Genomic DNA, 19680 nt, shown 5'->3' with positions numbered 1-19680 from the left:
GTAAACGCATTATGATGATTTTGACTGATAAAAAGCCACGTGTGAATGTTGAAGGGATTTTAACTGCGGATGAAATCCACGAAATCGAACATCACATTGGTCACTATCCGTACCCACGTGCAGCATCTCTGGATGCGCTGAAGTGTGTACAACGCCGTAATGGCTGGATTGATGACGCACAGCTCAATGCGATTGCTCAACTGCTTTCAATCAGTGTTGCTGATTTAGAAGGGGTAGCAACGTTCTATAACCGTATTTACCGTCAACCGGTAGGTCGTCACGTTATTCTTTTGTGTGACTCTATCGCGTGCTTCTTGATGGGGGCGGAAACTTTGGCAGAAGCGTTCCAGCGCGAGCTTGGTATTCAGTTTGGTCAAACGACTGCAGATGGTCGTTTCACTTTGCTGCCAATCTGCTGTCTGGGCAACTGTGACAAAGGTCCAACGTTAATGATTGATGAAGATACTCACGGTCTGGTTGAAGTGACATCAATTAAACAGTTATTGGAGAAGTATGTATGAATACCGAACCAAAACCAATTTATGGCGACGGTAACCCAGAAACTCATCCATTAACTTGGCGTTTGAGTAAACAAGAGCATGTTCGTAATGCAGATGATTACGAAGCGCTTGATGGTTATGCCGGCTTCAAAAAAGCCATTAGCATGACACCGGCTGAAGTGCTGGATGTGGTGAAAGCTGCAACCGTTAAAGGTCGTGGTGGTGCAGGCTTCCCGGCAGGCATCAAATGGTCGCTGATGGCGCCAAATGACAATTCAGGTCCACGTTACCTGATCTGTAATGCCGACGAAATGGAACCGGGTACCTTCAAAGACCGTTTGTTGATGGAAAAACTTCCACATCAATTGATTGAAGGTATGCTGATTGCGGCATATACACTGGAAGCGACTCACGGCTATATCTTTATCCGTGGTGAGTACATCGAAGCTGCACAATACTTAAATGAAGCAATTGAGCAGATTCGTGCCAAAGGTTACCTGGGCGACAACATCCTGGGTTCTGGCTGGAACTTCGAGCTGTATGTACACACCGGCGCGGGCCGTTATATCTGTGGTGAAGAAACCGCACTGATTAACTCGCTGGAAGGTCGCCGTGCCAATCCGCGTACCAAACCGCCATTCCCGCAAGTTGCAGGGGCGTGGGGTCGTCCTACGATTGTCAACAACGTAGAAACCTACAACAACTTGCCAGCTATTTTGTTACGTGGTCCTGAGTGGTACATCAACCTGTCTGCGGGTAAATCGAAAGATCCAGGTACGAAAATTTACGGTGCATCAGGTAAGGTGAAATTCCCGGGTCTTTGGGAACTGCCTTTTGGTACCACTGCACGTGAAGTGATTGAAGAACATGCCGGTGGTATGCGTGACGGCCTGAAGCTGAAAGCATGGTTGCCGGGTGGTGCATCAACAGACTTCCTGGCTGCTGAGCACATTGACCTGCCAATGGATGCAGAAAGCATCATGAAAGCGGGTTCACGTTTAGGTACCTGTCTGCTGATGGTGGTCGATGAAACCCAATGTATGGTTTCAGCAACCCGTAACTTAGAAGAATTCTTTGCGCGTGAATCATGTGGCTGGTGTACACCTTGCCGTGATGGTTTACCGTGGGCGGTGAAGGCACTGAAAGCACTCGAAGATGGTACGGGTACGAAAGAAGACATCGATCACTTACAGGAACTGACCCGTAAGCTTTGGATTGGTAAAACTTTCTGTGCACACGCACCAGGTGCGATGGAACCGTTAATGGGCGCACTCAAATATTTCCGTGGCGAGTTTGAAGCGAAAGTGGTGAATGCCGCAGCTCAGACCAGCAACGTAGAACAAGCTTAAGGAATTCGACTATGGCTACAATTCATGTCGATGGAAAATCGTATGAAGTCAACGGCTCAGAAAACTTGCTGCAAGCTTGTTTAAGCCTTGGCATCGACATCCCATATTTTTGTTGGCATCCATCCTTAGGTTCTGTCGGTTCTTGCCGTCAATGTGCTGTGACGCAATACGCGAATCCTGAAGATACGCGTGGTCGTCTGGTCATGTCATGTATGACGCCTGCTGCTGACAATACCTACATCTCGATTGAAGACAAAGAAGCAAAAGATTTCCGAGCTTCTGTTGTTGAATTCTTGATGACCAACCACCCGCACGACTGTCCGGTCTGTGAAGAAGGTGGTCACTGTCATTTACAGGATATGACTGTAATGACGCAACACGACCGTCGTCGTTACCGTTTCACCAAGCGTACGCATTACAACCAGGAACTGGGTTCGTTTATTGCGCACGAGATGAACCGCTGTATCGCCTGTTACCGTTGTGTGCGTTACTACAAAGACTATGCTGGCGGTACCGACTTTGGCGTGTATGCCAACGCATCACGTGTGTACTTCGGTCGTCCAGAATCAGGGACTTTAGAATCTGAATTCTCGGGTAACCTGACTGAAGTCTGCCCAACAGGTGTATTCACCGACAAAACTCACTCTGCGCGCTACAACCGTAAGTGGGACATGCAGTATGCGCCTAGCGTATGCCAAGGCTGTTCTTCAGGCTGTAACATTTCTCCAGGTGAGCGTTATGGTGAACTGCGTCGTGTAGAAAACCGTTTCAACGGTGAAGTGAACCAGTACTTCCTGTGTGACAAAGGCCGTTTCGGTACCGGTTATGTAAACCGTGAAGATCGTCCGCGTCAGCCACAATTCCGTGATGGTCAAAATGTCACGACTGTGTCTGTCGATCAGGCATTAGACACCGTGATTGAGAATCTTCAAGGCAAAAAAGTGCTGGGTGTTGGCTCACCACGTGCCTCGCTTGAATCGAACTTTGCACTGCGCGAACTGGTTGGTCAGGACAACTACTCAACCGGTATGTCGCAAAAAGAGCAAAGCCTAGTGGAACTGGCGGCATCAATCATGCAAACCGAAGGTGTTTACAACCCGGGTATGCGTGAAATTGAAAGCTATGACGCCGTGTTAATTCTGGGTGAAGACCTGACACAAACTGCACCACGTATGGCTTTATCTGTTCGTCAAGCGGCGAAAAACAAAGCCAAAGAAATGGCGGCAGAGCGTCGTACTCAAGAATGGCTGGCTGAACCGGTACAACGTATTGCGCAAGATGCGAAATCTCCGATTTACATTCTGGCTGCAACACAAACCCGTCTAGCAGATGTAGCAACTGGTGAAGTGGTTGCATCTCCAAATGACATCGCGCGTTTAGGCTTTGCGATTGCCGCTGGCGTAAAAGGCGAAGTGATTACCGGTTTAGATGACGATGCCAAAGCATTTGCGCAAACCATCGCAGATACCTTAAAAGCGGCGAAGAAGCCTTTAATCATCTCTGGTACAAGCTTACAAGACGCTGCGATTATGGAAGCGGCGGCTCAAGTGGCGCAGAATCTTGGTAATGCAGGCTTAACATTGACTGTTCCTGAAGTGAACTCAATGGGCTTGGCGATCTTTGGTGGTCAAAGCTTGGAGCAAGCCTTTGCACAAGACTATGACACTGTGATTGTGGTGGAAAATGACCTTTACCGTCGTTTACCAGCGGCTCAGGTCGATGCTGCACTTGCAGGTAAAGACATTATTGTGCTGGACCACTCTGAAACTGCGACTGTGGCGAAAGCAGACATCGTACTTTCAGCAGCAAGCTTCGCTGAAGGTGATGGTACTGTGGTATCGCAAGAAGGCCGTGCACAGCGTTTCTATCAAGTGTATGACCCAAGCTACTACAAGCCGGAACTGGCGATTAAAGAATCTTGGCGCTGGTTACATGCCCTTGAAACTGGCATGAAAGGTAAAGCGATTTCATGGACCTTGCTGGATGATGTGATCGAGTCTGTAGCGAAAAACGTACCGGCATTAGAAGGTATTTTAGACGTTGCACCAGATGCGGGCTTCCGTGTCCATGGTCTGAAAGTGGCACGTGAACCACGTCGTTACTCAGGCCGTACTGCCATTCGTGCACCGCTTTCGATTCACGAACCAAAACAGCCGACCGATGTCGATTCTGCATTAACTTTCTCGATGGAAGGTTATGTCGGTAATCAGACGCCATCTGCACTGGTGCCATTTGCGTGGTCTGCAGGCTGGAACTCGCCACAGGCTTGGAACAAATTCCAGGACAACGTGGGCGGTCACTTAAAAGGTGGTGATTCAGGCGTACGTTTATTCGACCGTTTACCAAAACGTCCAGCACGTAGCTTCGTAGCACCAAGCCCTGTATTGGCCAATCCGGACAGTTTCCGTTTGGTGCCAATGCATCATATTTTTGCGTCAGGTGAATTCACCATTAAAACACCAGCGATGGAATCACGTATTCCTGAAGCCATGTTTGCCGTGGGTGAACAGGATGCAAGCCGTTTGAACCTGAAAGATGGTCAGAAGATCACTGTGAAAGCAGGCGAGACTTCAATTGTTCTTCCAGTTCAAGTGATTGAATATTTACCTACAGGTTATATTGGTTACCCAATTGGTCTAGCACCGACGGTATCTCTTGCTGAGCCTGTGTCAGTCGCGGTAGGAGTATAATTCATGGAACAAGAATTAATGCGTCAAACACCGCTTTGGGCTGAGAACTGGCCAATTGCCTATTCAGTCATTCAAGCGATTGTGATCTTGCTGGTTGTGGTACTGGTTGCAGCATTAATGTCATTTATCGAGCGTCGTCTGCTCGGTTTATGGCAAGACCGTTACGGTCCGAACCGTGTAGGTCCGGGCGGTATGTTCCAGATTGTCGCCGACATGCTGAAAATCATGTTCAAAGAAGACTGGACACCAAAATTCGCTGACAAGCTGACTTTCCGTATGGCACCTGCAGTTGCAATGGCAACTGCGGTACTGTCGTTCATGGTTATTCCTGTATCACCGTATTTAGGTGTGGCAGACATGAGCATCGGCCTGCTGTTCTTTATGGCAATGGCGGGTATTGCAGTCTATGCGGTTCTGTTTGGTGGCTGGTCATCAAATAACAAATATGCATTGCTGGGTGGTCTACGTTCTGCAGCGCAAACCATTTCTTATGAAGTGTTCCTGGGTATTTCCCTGATGGGTGTGGTGGCAATTGCCGGCTCATTCAACATGCGTGAAATTGTAGAAGCACAACAAGATGTCTGGTTTGTAATTCCTCAGTTCTTGGGCTTCTTGATTTTCGTGGTTGCAGGTGTTGCGGTAACGCACCGTCACCCGTTTGACCAACCAGAAGCAGAACAGGAATTGGCAGAGGGTTATCACGTTGAATACGGCGGTATGAAATGGGGGATGTTCTTCGTTGCGGAATACGTCAACGTGGTGCTGATCTCTGCGCTGATCGTGACGTTATTCTTCGGTGGCTGGTTAGCGCCATTCGGACTTGATTTCTTACCTCCAGCATTCTGGTTCATTATCAAAACAGCATTCTTTGTAATGATGTTCGTTCTGGCACGTGGTTCTTTAATGCGTCCACGTTATGACCAGGTAATGAACTTTGGCTGGAAAATTTGCTTGCCATTAGCGTTGGTGAACCTGCTGGTTACTGGCGCGGTTATCTTGTGGTAAGGGCAGGGAGAACAAAATGTATAAGTTTCTAGCTGGATTTGGGTCAATCGTGCGCTCGTTGTGGATGGTGTTCAGCCACGCAACCCGCAAACGTGACACCATTTTATATCCGGAAGTGCCAGCCGAAGAAATCGTACCACCGCGTTTCCGTGGTCGTATCGTGCTTACACGTGACCCAGATGGCGAAGAGCGCTGCGTTGCCTGTAACCTGTGTGCCGTTGCATGTCCAGTGGGTTGTATTTCACTGCAAAAAGCAGAGCAGGAAGATGGTCGTTGGTATCCGGAATTTTTCCGTATCAACTTCTCTCGCTGTATCTTCTGCGGTATGTGTGAAGAAGCCTGCCCGACAACTGCAATTCAGCTGACACCAGACTTTGAATTGGGTGAATATGTTCGTCAGGACCTGGTCTATGAAAAAGAACATTTGCTGATTTCAGGTCCGGGTAAATATCCTGACTATAACTTCTACCGTGTAACCGGTATGGCAGTTACAGGTAAAGACAAAGGTCAAGCACAAAAAGAAAGTGCACCTGTTGATGTACGGAGTCTATTACCATGATGTGGCCGTTTTATTTGATGGCACTCGTGGCCATTATCTCTACTGTTCGTGTTGTCACCAACACGAACCCAGTACATGCGTTACTGAGCTTGATCGTGTCATTACTTGCAGTTGCAGGGATGTTCATGATTGTGGGTGCACCGTTTGCCGGTGCCCTGGAAATTATTGTGTATGCCGGCGCGATCATGGTGTTATTCGTGTTCGTGGTGATGATGTTGAACTTGGGTCAGCAAACTGTTGAACAAGAGAGCAAATGGCTCAACTCATCTGCATGGGCATATCCAGCATTAATGAGCTTCCTGATGGGTCTGGTTCTGGTATGGATGCTTGCATCGGATTACTCCAGCACGCCAGCTGTCATGGGAACCGAAATTGTTGGTCCTAAAGAAGTCGGTCAAGCACTCTTTACTCACTATTTATTATTGGTTGAAGTTGCCGCGATGTTATTGCTAGCAGCCCTGGTTGCAGCATTCCACTTAGGTAAACGTGAACCAGGTGCAGAAGAGGAAAAACAATAATGGGCAACATCCCTTTAGAACATGGTTTGATCGTTGCAACCATTCTTTTTGCACTGGGTTTTTACGGTGTAATGGTGCGACGCAACCTGTTATTCATTTTAATGAGCCTTGAAATCATGATGAACGCTGCGGCACTGGCGTTTGTTCTGGCGGGTAGTGCCTGGGTACAACCAGATGGCCAGATCATGTTCATCTTGATTCTGACGCTGGCTGCGGCAGAGGCATGTATCGGTCTTGCGATCGTCCTTCAGTTCTATCATCGCTTCCATCACCTGGATGTGGATGCTGCTAGTGAGATGCGCGGATGAGTTATTTATATTTAACAATTTTGTTCCCGCTAATCGGTTTTATTTTATTAGCGGCAGGGCGTCACAATCTTCCTGAGAAAGTTGCGGCGATTATCGGGGTAGGGGCAGTTGGTTTATCGGCATTATTTGCCCTGATTGCCGGCCTTGACTTTGTCAATAACGGTAAAGAACTTTACGTTCAGCATTTGTGGACGTGGTTCAGTGTGGGTGATTTTGCCCCAGGCATCAGTTTGCAGCTTGACGGCTTATCGTTACTGATGATGGGCATGATCACCGGTGTTGGTTTCCTGATTCACATCTTCGCATCTTGGTATATGCGTGGTGAGGAAGACTTTGCACGTTTCTTCTCTTACTTCAACCTGTTCGTAGCCAGCATGTTACTGCTGGTACTGGGCGATAACCTGGCGTTATTGTTCCTGGGTTGGGAAGGTGTAGGTCTGTGTTCTTACCTGTTAATCGGTTATTACTACCAGAACCCGGCCAACGGTTTTGCGGCAATTAAAGCCTTTACCGTAACGCGTGTTGGTGACGTATTTCTTCTGATTGCACTGTTCTTGCTGTACCAACAGTTCGGTACCCTGAATACACAGTACATCGTTGAGAATGCTGCTGCGGTTATGACCCAAAGTTCATCAATTACCATCTGGACAGCTTTAATGTTGTTCCTGGGTGCTGCTGGTAAATCTGCGCAAATCCCGTTACAAACCTGGTTGGCAGATGCGATGGCGGGTCCGACACCAGTATCTGCGTTAATCCACGCGGCAACTATGGTGACTGCAGGTGTTTATCTATGCTGCCGTATGTTCAGCGTATTTGAACTTGCACCAGAAGTGATGATCTTCATTTCTATTACCGGTGCGGTAACCTTGCTGGTGGCTGGTTTTGCAGCGCTGGTTCAAACCGATATCAAACGTATTCTGGCTTACTCAACCATGAGTCAGCTCGGTTATATGTTTATGGCCGTAGGTGCTGAAGCGTACCAGGCGGGTCTGTTCCACATGCTGACTCACGCATTCTTCAAGGCATTATTATTCTTGTCTTCAGGTGCAGTGATTCTGGCTTACCATCACGAACAAAACATCTTCAAGATGGGTGGTCTGTTCTACAAGAACAAATTCCTGTTTGCATGTTTCGCGATTGGTGGCGGTGCCTTGGCAGCCATTCCATTCCTGACCATCGGCTTCTTCTCTAAAGATGCGATTCTGGCCGCGGTGTGGACACAAAGCCATTTAGCTGGCGTACCAGTCTTCAATACACTGTATTGGGTAGGTGTTGCAGGTGCGTTCTTAACGTCTATTTATACTTTCCGTTTAATCTGGGTGGTATTCTTCGGCAAAGAAAACACGCCTTATCATGAAATCAAAGGCATTACTTACTGGGCTCCACTGGCAATTCTGGCAGTACTTTCAACGGGTCTGGCGATTGTGCTGAAAGCACCAGTCATGAGTATTTTGGATGCTGCACAAATTCCAGCCTTCATTATTCCTGAAGCGCTTGAAGCCGGTGCACATGGTGCTGAATACATCGCGATTGGGGTTGCTTTGGCAGGTCTTGCTGTTGGCGTGGTGCTGTTTGCGTTTGCTTACAATGCCGTAAAAGGCTTTGCTCAGACTTCTCTGGGTTCAGGTCTGGCCAATATCTGCCGTAATGCACTTGGTTTCGATGCGTTGTATGACATCGTATTCGTGAAGCCTTACCTGCTTATCGCTAAAATTTTAGGTCGCGATCCGATTGATGGCTTGTGGCTGGTGCTTCCTGCAATTGTTAAAGCAGGCAACAGCTTTACCAGTTCACGTCAAACCGGTTCATTGCGCGAATACGCCTCTAGTATGGCCCTCGGTGTTGTTGTTTTACTGCTGGTCGTGGTCGTGACTCAGGTCGTGGGGAAATAAGATGGAAGCTCCAAACAATATCATTTTACCCGCACTGATCCTCGTTCCGTTCATTGCAGGTTTTATTTGTTGGATCGTCGACAAGCTCGACGACAAACTGCCGCGCTATATTGCGCTGGTGGGTATGCTGGTAACGCTGGGTCTGACCCTGGCGTTATGGCAATCAGGTACGTATCAATATGCATTGGGTGCACAGGTTCCAAGCTGGGCTGCCCAATTCCAGTTGCCTTGGATTCAAACCCTGGGCATTAACATTCACCTGGCGGTAGATGGCTTATCATTACTCATGGTTGGCCTGACAGCGCTGCTGGGTATTTTGGCCGTCGGCTGTTCTTGGGGTGAAATCCAGAAGAACGTAGGCTTCTTCCACCTGAACCTGTTATGGTCTTTAGGTGGCGTGATTGGTGTATTCCTGGCGATTGACCTGTTCCTGTTCTTCTTCTTCTGGGAGATGATGCTGGTTCCAATCTACTTCCTGATTGCACTTTGGGGGCATAAAGGGGCAGATGGTAAATCGCGTGTTTACGCAGCAACCAAGTTCTTTATCTATACACAGGTTGCAGGTCTGATCATGCTGATCGGTATCCTGGGTCTGGTGATTTACGGTTACATGCTGTCAGGTACCATCTCGTTCAACTACCACTATCTGTTAGCGGTGGCGAATACGCTTGATGCACAGTTACCGGCAGTGGCTTATGCCTTCATGATCTGTATGTTCATCGGCTTTGCGGTAAAACTTCCAGTTTTCCCGTTACACGGCTGGTTACCAGATGCCCACGCACAGGCACCAACAGCAGGTTCTGTTGACCTTGCAGGTATCTTGATTAAGACTGCAGCGTACGGTTTACTCCGTTTTGTGATTCCATTCTTCCCGGCGGCTTCTGCACAGTTTGCAGACATCGCGATTATTTTCGGTTTAATTGGTATTTTCTACGGCGCTTGGTGTGCCTTCCAGCAAACCGATATGAAACGCCTGTTGGCTTATACCTCTATTTCGCACATGGGCTTTGTGTTACTGGCGATTTACGCAGGTAATATCCTGACTTACCAAGGCTTAATGATCATGATGCTGGCACATGGCTTGTCATCTGCTGCATTGTTCATTATGTGTGGTCAGGTCTATGAACGTGTGCATACCCGTGACATGCGTCTGATGGGTGGTATTCGTGGTCAATTCCCGTATCTGGCCTTCTTCCTGATGTTCTTCGTGGCAGCATTGGTCGGTATCCCGGGTCTGGGTAACTTTATTGGTGAATTCCTGATTCTGATGGGTTCATTCAACCAGTTCCCTGTATTTACAATCATTGCTGCAGTGAGTCTGGTGTTTGCAGGTCTTTATGGTCTGATCCTGATTCACAAAGCATTATTTGGTACACCAAACGAAGAGCAAAAACAGCATTACAGCAATCCGTTAAAAGATCTGGATGCGCGTGAAATTGTGATTCTGTTAATTTGTGCCGTTGGTCTGTTATGGCTTGGTCTGTATCCACAAAGCTTCCTTGATATTTCCAATTCAAGCATGGCGTGGTTAGCAAACAGCTACATTCCAGTTCAAGAGCTAGTTGAAGTGACCGAACAGGTAAGCACTCAACTCGAAAATGTGGAGATCCAATAAGTCATGAACTTCACAATGTCATTTTCCGAGCTTATGCCATTAGCTCCTGTGATGATCGTGGCTTTAACTGCGATCGTCGTGATGATTCTCACCGCAATCAAGCGTAACCATAACCTGATTGCGACAGCATCTGTAGTGGGCTTAAACCTTGCTGCAGCGTATATTCTGCTCTCATTATTCGGTGGTGCTTTTGCACCAGCGAATGTCATGGGCATGTTTATGATTGATCAGTTCACACTGGTTTATCAGTTACTGATCCTGGTTGCTGCACTGGCTTGCTGTACCTTGTCACATGCTTATATTGAAAGCTATAAAGACAATCGTGAAGAGCTGTACATCCTGATGTTGTCCTCAGTTGCAGGCGCAATGCTCATGGTGGCAAGCTCGCACTATGCTTCATTCTTCATCAGCCTGGAATTGATGTCGATTCCGGTGTATGGCTTGTTAGCCTATACGCATCAGCGTTCGAAGTCTTTAGAAGCAGGGGTGAAATACCTGGTACTTTCAGCAACCGCATCTGCGATGTTGCTGATGGGTATGGCGTATATTTATGCCTACACCGGTTCACTGTCATTCTATGACTCTGTACAGGCGCTTATGCAGAACCTGCACCAGCCACTGGTCATTTTAGGTATTGCCTTAATTATCTTTGCGGTTGCATTCAAACTGTCTTTGGCACCATTCCACAAATGGACACCAGATGTGTATGCGGGTGCTCCAGCACCAATCGCGACCTTCCTGGCAACGGCTGCCAAAGTGGCGACCATTGGTTTGTTCGTACGTTACTTGCTGACTTCAGGTGCCATCCTGCAAGAATCAGTTATTACACTGCTGACCATTATTGCCGTACTGTCGATTGTGGTCGGTAACTTCCTGGCGGTACGCCAAGTGAACTTGAAGCGTGTCCTGGCATACTCTTCAATCGCACACTTCGGTTATCTGCTGATTGGTCTGATCAGTCTGACTTATGCCAGCTTGGGTAATGTGACTGTTTATGTGATTACCTATGTATTAACCACGATTGGTGCTTTCGGTGCCGTAGCGTTAATGTCGAGTCCATATAACAACACTTCAGAAGCAGAAAGTCTGGCTGAATACCGTGGTCTGTTCTGGCGTCGTCCAGTGCTGACTGCTGTATTAACCGTGATGATGCTGTCTCTGGCCGGTATTCCACTGACTGCAGGCTTTATTGGTAAGTTCCTGATTGTCATGGCTGCGGTAACAACCCAGCACTGGTTCCTGGCAGCGATGATTATTGTCGGTTCGGGTATTGGTCTGTATTACTATTTACGTGTGATGGTGGTGATGTATATGACTCCGCCAGAAACACCAAAAATGGATGCAGTCGATCATTGGGGTCAACGTGTTGGCGGGATCATGGTTCTGCTGGCTGCACTGGCGGTATTGGTGATTGGTGTTTATCCGGATCCAATTATCCAGATGGCGCTTGAAGCCGAGATTTTATCTCCAATTCACTTCATGCTGTCTCAGCAATAATCTTGAAAAAGAGAATTGTCTAGCAAAAAGCCCTCAATATTTGAGGGCTTTTTTGTTTTTATCAGGGTCAAAAAATGATTATAATAGACGGAATTTTATCTTAACCTTTTAGGTGTTCTCCCGTGGCTATCCATGAAATTCGTCATCCGCTCATTCGTCATAAACTCGGTTTACTGCGTCGTGCAGATATCAGCACTAAAAACTTCCGCGAGCTGGCGCAAGAAGTGACCATGCTGTTGACCTATGAGGCGACCAAAGATTTGCCAATGGTCGAGCATGAAATTGACGGCTGGAATGGTGCGGTCACGGTAGACCGTATTGCCGGTAAAAAAATTACTGTAGTGCCAATTTTACGTGCTGGTATTGGCATGCTGGATGGTTTCCTGAACCTGATTCCAAGTGCCAAAGTTTCTGTACTGGGCTTAGAACGTGATGAAGAAACGCTGGAAGCGCGTACCTACTATAAAAAACTGGTGCCAGATGTACAAAACCGTATTGCCATGATCATTGATCCAATGCTGGCCACCGGTTCATCTTTAGTGGCGGCGATTGATGTGTTAAAAGCCAGCGGCTGTAAAGATATTCGCGTGATGGTGCTGGTGGCTGCGCCAGAAGGCATTCAGCGTGTAGAGGAAGCGCACCCGGATGTGGTAATTTTCACTGCCTCTGTTGATCAGGGCCTGAATGAAAATGGCTATATCGTACCGGGCCTGGGTGATGCCGGTGACAAAATTTTCGGTTCCGTGCAAAAAGACTGATTTTGCCAGTGAACAGAGAAGGGGCTTTTATAGCCTCTTTTTTATATACTAAGCTTGAAGCGCAAATGGGGGACAGGTCGATGAGCAACGAACAATATCAGGGTAAAGTTAAGCAATACAACGCAGACAAGGGTTACGGCTTTATTGCCTGTCCGGAAGGCGAAGTGTTTTTTCATATTTCCGATTTCCCGGCCGATAGGATAGAACCGAAGCGAAATGACCGGGTGAAATTTAATGTGGTCAAAAACGGCAACAAGTTTAAAGCAGTGAAAATTGAGCGGGTTGAAGACCAGTCGGCCAAAGCCAAAAAATCCAAAGTGGCCGCCCATAACCAGTCGATTACTTCTTCCCTGCTGTCCAATTTCCGACGTTAGTACTGAGGTAGAATTTATATATTCTGCTTAAGTCGAGTATAAGAATAGAAAAGAGGCTTTTTAGCTTCTTTTTTATTACAATTATTAAAAATATCAAAGATAAGAGCGCATTATGTTTCAAGAGGGGAAAATCAAAAGCTATCATGAAGATCGTGGTTTTGGTTTTATTCAGATAGAGAAAGAGTCAAAAGATTTATTTTTCCACATCAAAGATTTTCCCAATAAGAATGTTCCACCTAAAATCGGTGAAAATCTAAAATTTATAATTGTTGAAGATGCAGGAAAATTTAAAGCCGCGAATATTGTGCGCTTAGACCTAAAAGTATCAGAGCCTGCTGAACAGAACAATCTACGATACAGAAATATCGAGGGTAAAGTTTCGTCAAGAGATAAAAAGAAGTCTTCATGGCTTAACTCAAAGATCATTACTGTATTAGGCTTAATCATTATTTTAGGATTAAGTGTTTTGGTATATAAGAAATATCAAGAATATCAAACTCAGAAACAGCAAAAACTTGAAGAACTGATGATTGCTCAGCAACAGATCGTAGCTGAGCAAAGAGCGGTACATGGCGAATTACCGGAACTTGGACTTAGTGAAAAAGGGAAAAAGAATTTAGAAAATGTCCAAGAGAATGTAGAGCAAGCGCTGCCGGTAAGTAGCAGCTCATCTGAACAATTTAAATGTGATGGCCGCGAGCATTGTAGTCAGATGAAGTCTTATGAGGAGGCTTTATTCTTTATTCGTAATTGCCCAAATACCAAAATGGATGGTGATGGCGACGGGATTCCATGTGAAAGCCAATTTCGATAAGGTATGAAAAAAGCGCCTGCAGGCGCTTTTTTATGGATTAAATACAGTCTTATTTGCTGTCACAGAACTTCATAAAGGCTTTCAGACCTGGACCCTGGTATTTCTGACGATGCACCAGCATAAATAAAGGCCGCGCCAGTTGCCAGAATGGAGTATCTAAAATCACCAGCTGGCCTTTTTCACGTAAAGGCTCAATCGCCAGTTTTGAAATACAGGACATGCCTAAGCCGCCGGCCACAATTTTCAGAATGGCTTCATTATGACCCAGGGTTAAACGGATTTTGGCATCTGGCACATCTTTTAAAATGGCGTTATCAAATACTTCACGCGTGCCTGAACCTTCTTCTCGTAAAATCCATTCCACCTGTTTAAAGTCTTCTGCGGTTAAGGCACGGTCTAGCTGCGCCAGCGGATGATTCGGTGAACAGCAGACCGCCAGTTCATCATCACGCCAGTGGATACATTGCAGCTGCGGTAAATGACAGGAACCTTCAATCAGGGCTAAATCGAGCTGGAACTGGTTGACTGCTTCAATCATTTGACGGGTATTACCGACTTGCAGCTGTAAATGCGCCTGTGGCTGAATTTGTAGGAAGTTGGCCATTAAATCTGGCATCAGATAATCGGAAATGGTCAGGGTCGCGCCCAGACGCAAATCAATGCTTTGCAGCTCACCTTTGGCGGCCTGTTCAAAGGCCTCACAGCGACCCAGAATTTCAAGCGCCTGCGGGAGTAAAAAACGGCCCAGATCATTCAATTGCAGGCGTTTACCTAAACGGTCAAACAATGGTGCGCCTAAACCATCTTCCAGATCTGCTAAAGCCATACTCGCCGCACTTTGCGTCAGTTTGACGGCATCACTGGCCTTGGTTACTGTGCCTTCTTGAGCGACTGCTACAAAAACAGCCAATTGGCGTAAAGTCATGCGCATGAATATAGCCTTAACATTTAAAAAATATTAATAAATTATGCTGCCATGCTACCATGAGCGCAGTCTTTCATGCCACGTACAAATTATGTCAATTGAAAAATTTAGCCTAGAAACGGTGTTATCTGTACATCGCTGGACCGATACCTTGTTCAGCTTTACCATGACGCGTCCAGCCCACTTTAAATTTACTGCCGGGCAATTTGCGCGTATTGGCCTTAAAGTCGGCGATGAACTGGTGGTGCGGGCCTATTCAGTGGTGTCCTCACCTTTTGATGAAACCCTGGAATTCTTTTCAATTGTCGTACCCGATGGGGCCTTTACTTCCAATCTGCAACATCTGCAGGTTGGCGATGAGCTGTATTTGGAAAAAGTACCGTATGGCTTTTTAACCTTGGCGCGCTATCAGTTGCCTTTGCCACAAGACTTATGGCTTTTGGGTACCGGCACCGGACTGGCGCCATTCCTGTCGATGCTGCAAGACTTCGACACCTGGAATAAATACCAGCATATCCATCTGGTCTATAGTGTCCGTACTGCCGCTGAACTGGCCTATGTCGAGCGGATTGAAGAAATTGCAGCGACTTTTGGCGAAGGGCATACAGGTTTTAAATTTGTGCCGATTATTACCCGTGATCCGAACGCACCTTTGCATGACCGTCTGCCGGTGTTAATCGCCAATGGCGAGCTGGAAAAAGCTGTGGGCCTGTCTTTTAATCCGGACAGCAGTCATGTGATGCTATGTGGTAACCCGCAAATGGTGGAAGATACCAAAGAAGCCCTAAAAGCGCGTGGCCTGAGCATGAATCGCCGTGGAGAAGGCAATATCGCGGTAGAGAATTACTGGTAAGCTTGAGTGCTACAGGCTTACTTCAATGGTCTGCTGTTCTCAGCCTGGTTTATTGTTCTGTGAGGATGTGATGCAAGTGTTTCAATCCATGCTTATGGCCAGCGTCGCGCTGGTGGCGGAAACTACGCTGCAGGCAAATATCACAGGCACGGAAACAGAAGTGACGGTACAAGAAAATGTGCTGATCTATACTGGCCCGCTCAGCCAAGATGCCAATACCCGTGCAGCTGCCTTGTTAAAGCAGTTCCCGCAAGTACAGACCCTGAAAATCACCAGTCAAGGGGGTGAAATTGGTCTGGGAATGGATTTGGGTGATCTGGTCTATGCGCATTAGCTGAATGTAGAAGTCGGGCAATACTGTTTTTCCTCCTGCGCCAATTATGTGTTTCCGGCCGGAAAGGTCAAATATCTGAACTGGCGCAGTCAGCTGGGCTGGCATGGCGGCGCCATGTAACCAATGCAGTTTGATGATGCAGACATGGAGCAGGCCTATCAGCAGTATATTGGCCCGATGCGCGCCAGAGAAACCGCGTTTTTCCAGAAAATTCAGGTCCAGCAGGCATCGACTACAGCAGGGCAAGCGCCTGAATATGCGCGCTATCAAGATTGTATTGGCTGGCGCTATACACGCCAGAAAATGCAAAGTTTTGGAATAGATCAGGTGCGCTATAAACAGCTGATCTGGCTACCCAAATCCAGTTTTAAGCAGCAGTGTATTTTTACCATTCGCTAACGGATTAAATGAAACGTATATTCTATTAAAAAACCTCATCTGTATGATTCAGATGAGGTTTTTTTGATGAAGTGTCAGCACCACTTGAATATGCTTAATGCACAAACATATCCATAAAATGACGGATTTCCTGAATCGCTGTTTCTGTATCAGTAGTCAGCCAGGTCGGTTCAAAAAAGCCGGCATAGTGTTCGACACGGTCTGCAGGGACCACCAGACGCACTGGACATTCTTCTTCCAGTAAGCGCCATGGAATAATCGGCACTTCATTATCGAGCCAGGCCGCGACATTACGCACATCAATCACCATGGCATTAATGCAGTCTGGAAACGGCATCACTGAAAACTCTTCAGTACGACGGCGGAAATATTCCAGATCGCCCCATTTCAGAAGAAAGCTCGGCTTACTGAACTCAATAATCCCGATTAAATGCTGATCACGCGTGTAGTGCAAAGCACATTGATGTGTGACGTCAGTGTCAAGATCAAGCGTTACACTTTGTTGACGATACGCCATAAAATTCTGGAGCATGAAAAAAAGAGTGACATATTATAGCGCATTTGTATGCGTTAAGGCAGTGCTTGTGGTGGGCGAGCTGAAGCAAATTGTTACCTGGCATTTTGCTGTATCAAGCAAGGAGGGGCTGATCAGCACTGGAGAATGCTCAGGCTGCTGAATTTTTTCTCTCATCTAGGCGATTCTATATTCCTTTTCATGTGCTTATTCTTCTAATTTTGCATCAGTTATTCATCTGCTTATTGCGACTAAAAAGTATACAAGTCCTGTCAGCTGCTAAATCCAGTTTACGTCAAAATTTTGAATAAAATGAAAGCAGTAAAAAACTTCATTTTTTGTAATTACATTTTTCACCATCTCACAATGCTTTGTCACACAACACAACAATGCTTCTTGTTAGTATAAAAATTCGACAAGCGAATAGAAAAGAAGTGAGGGAAACATGAGCCATGATTTTAACAAGCCACCTCATGTCACAAGCGCAGAAGAAGTACAAAAGAAAAAACGTATGCCAGTTTTTATCTTGATTGCTGTGGGTGTTTTTCTGCTGGCACTGGTGGTGTATATGTTTGCGGATCGTGATCCTAAACCGAGTGAGGCACCACCTGGGCATCCGAATGCCAATGTAGAACAGGCTACACCCAATAACAGTACGCCTGCAATGGCTGAAGAAGGTGTGGCGACCACAGGTGTGGATGGCGACATTGGCACCGCTGTAGATGGTGATTCAGCCACTGCCACTGATGGCGATACCGCTACGGCCACCGCTCAATAAGTCTGAAGATTGCATAAACCCTGACCGTCAGTTCAGGGTTTTTTGCGATAGCCGTGCATTCTTACACGCTTGGTACTTCATAAAAACACGGTACTTAAAAATACAAAGTACTTAAACCTTTCATTTTTACCATGATCAAGATGCGCATCTTTTGCCATGAACAACGAATGTAGAAAGTCATAACAAGAGGGCAAGACATATGAATGATTATTTTGATGGAAACCCGAGAGGTGCAGGCTTCGATGCCATGTACTACTGGGAACAGTTTCATCCCATTTTATCGGCGATTGCCATACTTATTATTGGTTGGATTATTGCTTTAATTGTCGGTGCAGCCATTAAAAAAGGCTTAGAAAAGCTGGGCACCAACCAGAAGCTGTCGCATGCCACCGGGCACCGTCCCAATGTAGAAAGTATTCTGTCCAGAGTTGCCTTCTGGATCATCATGATTATCGCGATTATCGCGGCGCTGAATGTGCTGAATCTGACCAGTGTCAGTGGGCCGTTTAGCAATATGATTCAAAGCTTCCTGGTCTTTATTCCCCAGTTGTTGGCAGCCATTGCGGTCGGTTTTATTGCCTGGATTGTCGCAACGCTGGTCAAAATGGGCCTGCAGCGCGTACTGAATCGTACCCAGCTGGATGAAAAGCTCAGTGCCGATGTCGGGGTTAGCCCGATTAGCCGCAATATCAGTGATATTGTGTACTGGTTAATCCTGTTACTGTTCTTGCCAATTGTGCTGTCGATTCTGGGCTTAAACGGCCTGTTGTATCCAGTACAAAACATGGTGACTGAAGCCATTTCTTATCTGCCGAATATCTTTATTGCCGGCGTGATTATTTTTGTCGGTTATATTCTGGCTAAAATTGTCCGTGGTATTGTCGAAGGTTTAATTGGTAGCCTGAATCTGCAACAGCAGGCGCAAAAAATTGGCCTGTTCAAGAACTCTAACTTGCCGAAGCTGGTCGGTTCTTTTGTTTTTGCCCTGATCATCATTACTGCATTAATCATTGCATTTGAAGCCTTGGGTATTGAGGCGATTTCTCAGCCGGCAACCGCCATGCTGCATGAAATCATGTATGCAATTCCGCATATTATTGCCGCCGGTTTAATCCTGATCATTGCCTATGTGGTGTCACGTTTCGTGGCCAATCTGGTGGTTGAAATTATTTCAGGTACGGGTGTCGATGAAATTCCGGCCAAACTGGGCGTACAACGTTTCCTCGGTACCACCAAAGTATCGACCATGGTTGGTTGTCTGATCGTGTTCTTTACCATGCTGTTTGCCGTGTCTGAAGCGGCCAATCGTCTTGGTTTCGAGCAGGTAAGTGGTCTGATTTCGATGTTCATTTACTTCGGTGCCAATATTCTGCTGGGCGCGGTTATTCTGGTGGTCGGTTTCTGGCTGGCGAATGTGGTGGCCAAAGTGGTCGAGCGTGGTGAATACAACAGTTCACGCTGGTTAGCGACGCTGGTACGCGTACTGATTATGGGTCTGGTCGTAGCAATGGGCTTACGTGCCATGGGCATTGCCGATTCTATTGTGAACCTGGCCTTCGGTCTAACCTTGGGTGCAGTTGCGGTGGCCTTTGCTCTGGCCTTTGGTCTGGGTGGCCGTCAACCGGCAGAACGTGTTTTAACCGATCTGATTGATAAAGCCAAACGCGAAGCCAAGCAGCCGAATCCGTTGAAACAGGAGCAGGACAGTGCGGCCAATAGCGGCTTTATGACCCCAGGAGTAAATCCAATGAACAAACAGGACCCGTCACAAGGGACAAATGCCCCAATGACCACGGATTTGTCGAATACCACACCGGCAACGCTGACCACTGCACCACAGGAAGATGAAGCATCCGGTGCAGATCAGGTTACACCTGATACGCTGAAGGTGGATCCGGCGCATCCGGCCAATAATAATCCGTTTGGTTCAACTGGTGAAAAAGAACCGGATGTCGATGCACATCAACCACGAAAAGATGACCCGAAATAACCTGTCAT

Annotated in this window: 20 protein-coding genes; 18 read left to right on the top strand and 2 right to left on the bottom strand. The window is 46.8% G+C overall.

Going from position 1 to position 19680, the window contains the following annotated elements; translation table 11 throughout:
* Positions 1-11 precede the first annotated feature (11 nt).
* The 13 genes from nuoE to FTT63_RS04090 all read left to right on the top strand — a co-directional run bounded on the left by nuoE (position 12) and on the right by FTT63_RS04090 (position 13879).
* Positions 12-521 carry an NADH-quinone oxidoreductase subunit NuoE gene (gene nuoE, locus FTT63_RS04150; RefSeq protein ID WP_005179645.1) on the top strand — a complete coding sequence of 170 codons (510 nt, stop codon included), beginning with the start codon at positions 12-14 and terminating at the stop codon, positions 519-521.
* Positions 518-1849: an NADH-quinone oxidoreductase subunit NuoF gene (nuoF, locus tag FTT63_RS04145; RefSeq protein WP_005179643.1), complete on the top strand. Its 1332-nt coding sequence runs from the start codon at positions 518-520 to the stop codon at positions 1847-1849. The genes nuoE and nuoF overlap by 4 nt, the downstream gene beginning before the upstream one ends.
* 11 nt (positions 1850-1860) lie before the next feature.
* A complete protein-coding gene (gene nuoG, locus FTT63_RS04140; RefSeq protein ID WP_104487501.1) occupies positions 1861-4539 on the top strand; it encodes an NADH-quinone oxidoreductase subunit NuoG in 2679 nt (892 codons plus the stop codon).
* Between the two features lie 3 nt (positions 4540-4542).
* Complete coding sequence (gene nuoH / locus FTT63_RS04135) at positions 4543-5544, top strand: NADH-quinone oxidoreductase subunit NuoH (RefSeq protein WP_005179637.1); 1002 nt, start codon at positions 4543-4545, stop codon at positions 5542-5544.
* Between the two features lie 16 nt (positions 5545-5560).
* The gene (gene nuoI, locus FTT63_RS04130; protein ID WP_005179629.1) at positions 5561-6103 is read left to right on the top strand and encodes an NADH-quinone oxidoreductase subunit NuoI; all 543 of its coding nucleotides are present in this window, start codon (positions 5561-5563) and stop codon (positions 6101-6103) included.
* Positions 6103-6621, top strand: coding sequence for an NADH-quinone oxidoreductase subunit J (nuoJ, locus tag FTT63_RS04125; RefSeq protein ID WP_171065113.1), 519 nt, complete (start codon positions 6103-6105; stop codon positions 6619-6621). Before nuoI ends, nuoJ begins: the two co-directional genes overlap by 1 nt.
* Positions 6621-6929, top strand: a complete 309-nt coding sequence (nuoK, locus tag FTT63_RS04120) for an NADH-quinone oxidoreductase subunit NuoK (RefSeq protein ID WP_005179622.1) — start codon at positions 6621-6623, stop codon at positions 6927-6929. The genes nuoJ and nuoK overlap by 1 nt, the downstream gene beginning before the upstream one ends.
* Positions 6926-8821 carry an NADH-quinone oxidoreductase subunit L gene (gene nuoL / locus FTT63_RS04115; protein WP_005179621.1) on the top strand — a complete coding sequence of 632 codons (1896 nt, stop codon included), beginning with the start codon at positions 6926-6928 and terminating at the stop codon, positions 8819-8821. Before nuoK ends, nuoL begins: the two co-directional genes overlap by 4 nt.
* Before the next feature lies 1 nt (position 8822).
* The gene (gene nuoM, locus FTT63_RS04110; RefSeq protein WP_045796289.1) at positions 8823-10436 is read left to right on the top strand and encodes an NADH-quinone oxidoreductase subunit M; all 1614 of its coding nucleotides are present in this window, start codon (positions 8823-8825) and stop codon (positions 10434-10436) included.
* Between the two features lie 3 nt (positions 10437-10439).
* Positions 10440-11933, top strand: coding sequence for an NADH-quinone oxidoreductase subunit NuoN (nuoN, locus tag FTT63_RS04105; protein ID WP_005179615.1), 1494 nt, complete (start codon positions 10440-10442; stop codon positions 11931-11933).
* A 122-nt stretch (positions 11934-12055) separates the two neighbouring features.
* The gene (upp, locus tag FTT63_RS04100; protein ID WP_005179614.1) at positions 12056-12691 is read left to right on the top strand and encodes a uracil phosphoribosyltransferase; all 636 of its coding nucleotides are present in this window, start codon (positions 12056-12058) and stop codon (positions 12689-12691) included.
* A gap of 80 nt (positions 12692-12771) precedes the next feature.
* The gene (locus FTT63_RS04095) at positions 12772-13065 is read left to right on the top strand and encodes a cold-shock protein (protein ID WP_163145534.1); all 294 of its coding nucleotides are present in this window, start codon (positions 12772-12774) and stop codon (positions 13063-13065) included.
* A gap of 112 nt (positions 13066-13177) precedes the next feature.
* A complete protein-coding gene (locus FTT63_RS04090) occupies positions 13178-13879 on the top strand; it encodes a cold shock domain-containing protein (RefSeq protein WP_180192009.1) in 702 nt (233 codons plus the stop codon).
* 49 nt (positions 13880-13928) lie between these two features.
* Here the strand turns inward: FTT63_RS04090 and gigC are convergent, their stop codons facing one another.
* On the bottom strand, positions 13929-14810 hold the full coding sequence (gene gigC, locus FTT63_RS04085; protein WP_005179612.1) for a LysR family transcriptional regulator GigC: 882 nt from the start codon (positions 14808-14810) through the stop codon (positions 13929-13931).
* 85 nt (positions 14811-14895) lie between these two features.
* Between gigC and FTT63_RS04080 the strand changes: the two genes are divergently transcribed.
* The 3 genes from FTT63_RS04080 to FTT63_RS04070 all read left to right on the top strand — a co-directional run bounded on the left by FTT63_RS04080 (position 14896) and on the right by FTT63_RS04070 (position 16390).
* Entirely contained in the window at positions 14896-15657 is a 762-nt protein-coding gene (locus FTT63_RS04080) for a ferredoxin--NADP reductase (RefSeq protein WP_034597870.1), read from the top strand.
* 70 nt (positions 15658-15727) lie between these two features.
* Positions 15728-15991: a hypothetical protein gene (locus FTT63_RS04075; protein ID WP_180192008.1), complete on the top strand. Its 264-nt coding sequence runs from the start codon at positions 15728-15730 to the stop codon at positions 15989-15991.
* A 123-nt stretch (positions 15992-16114) separates the two neighbouring features.
* Entirely contained in the window at positions 16115-16390 is a 276-nt protein-coding gene (locus tag FTT63_RS04070) for a hypothetical protein (RefSeq protein ID WP_104505627.1), read from the top strand.
* 94 nt (positions 16391-16484) lie between these two features.
* On the opposite strand, the gene FTT63_RS04065 is transcribed toward FTT63_RS04070, so the two are convergent.
* Entirely contained in the window at positions 16485-16907 is a 423-nt protein-coding gene (locus FTT63_RS04065; RefSeq protein WP_034598216.1) for a hypothetical protein, read from the bottom strand.
* Between the two features lie 442 nt (positions 16908-17349).
* Between FTT63_RS04065 and FTT63_RS04060 the strand changes: the two genes are divergently transcribed.
* Entirely contained in the window at positions 17350-17682 is a 333-nt protein-coding gene (locus FTT63_RS04060; RefSeq protein ID WP_005179600.1) for a hypothetical protein, read from the top strand.
* A gap of 199 nt (positions 17683-17881) precedes the next feature.
* Positions 17882-19672, top strand: a complete 1791-nt coding sequence (locus FTT63_RS04055; RefSeq protein WP_127798642.1) for a mechanosensitive ion channel — start codon at positions 17882-17884, stop codon at positions 19670-19672.
* The last annotated feature ends 8 nt before the right edge of the window (positions 19673-19680 follow it).

This window comes from Acinetobacter sp. C15 (assembly GCF_013420645.1).
Lineage (GTDB): Bacteria > Pseudomonadota > Gammaproteobacteria > Pseudomonadales > Moraxellaceae > Acinetobacter > Acinetobacter indicus.
The sequence above is the reverse complement of the archived record's forward strand: the minus strand, read 5'-3'. Positions and strand labels throughout refer to the sequence as shown.